Annotated in this window: 1 protein-coding gene; it reads left to right on the top strand. The window is 76.2% G+C overall.

Translation table 11 applies throughout. From position 1 onward, the window contains the following. A partial coding sequence (locus ACYVE9_RS30575; RefSeq protein WP_461031091.1) for a DUF5682 family protein occupies positions 1 to 521 on the top strand: 521 nt, incomplete at both ends.

The following is a 521-nucleotide window of genomic DNA, read 5'->3' as shown; positions in this document are numbered from 1 at the left end:
CCGGCCTCGACGCGGACGGCGCCGCGGTGATGCGCGAGCACCTCGACGCCGCCCAACAGGCCGTGGCGATGCTCGACGCGGACGGACTCGCCGGGCGCTGGCGGTCGATGCTGGACAAGCTCAGCCGACGCGACCGCACGCCGGGCCTGCTCCGCGGCCGGGCCGCCCGGCTCCTGCTCGACGCCGGAGGGCTGCCGGACGAGGACGCGGCGCGGGTGATGGGTCTGGCGCTCTCTCCCGGCACACCCCCGACGGAGGCAGCGTCCTGGGTGGAGGGCTTCCTGTCCGGCGGCGGCATGCTGCTGGTGCACGACGAACGACTGCTCGCCCTGGTCGACGGCTGGCTGGCCGGTGTGCCGGCGGACACCTTCACCGACGTACTGCCGCTGCTGCGCCGCACCTTCGCCGAGTTCGACGCCGGAGTGCGTCGCACGGTCGGCGAGTTGGTGCGCCGCGGCGCACAGGGCCGCCGCGGGCCGGCCGTCCCGTCCGTCCCGTCCGGTTTCGGCAGCGGGCTGGAC

The organism is Streptomyces sparsus (assembly GCF_054776295.1).
The sequence above is the reverse complement of the archived record's forward strand: the minus strand, read 5'-3'. Positions and strand labels throughout refer to the sequence as shown.